This is a genomic window from Xenorhabdus bovienii (assembly GCF_024721015.1).
In the GTDB taxonomy this organism is placed as follows: Bacteria; Pseudomonadota; Gammaproteobacteria; order Enterobacterales; family Enterobacteriaceae; genus Xenorhabdus; species Xenorhabdus bovienii.
Map to the genome: position 1 here is coordinate 1 of NZ_JANAIF010000490.1, position 233 is coordinate 233.

Annotated in this window: 1 protein-coding gene; it reads right to left on the reverse strand. The window is 47.6% G+C overall.

Features of this window, described 5'->3' with window-relative positions; genetic code table 11:
- A partial coding sequence (locus tag NXS07_RS21485) for a hypothetical protein (protein WP_258087705.1) occupies positions 1-233 on the reverse strand: 233 nt, incomplete at both ends.

The following is a 233-nucleotide window of genomic DNA, read 5'->3' on the forward strand; positions in this document are numbered from 1 at the left end:
TTGTATAGCTCCTCAATAATGGCCACTGTTCCACTTTTTGCCGGATGCCGCAGTGTGTAATTTCGTTCTCCCTCATATGCTTGCCACATTGCGACGGCATTAACCACTTCCAGATAGGTTCGGTCGCCACCGGGTAATCCTGAAATAATAGTTTTAGCATAGACATCACTGTTAAAAATCTGTGGTGTCCATTCCGTCAGAGAGGCGGCATTTTTCGCCCGCTCCACGGTATC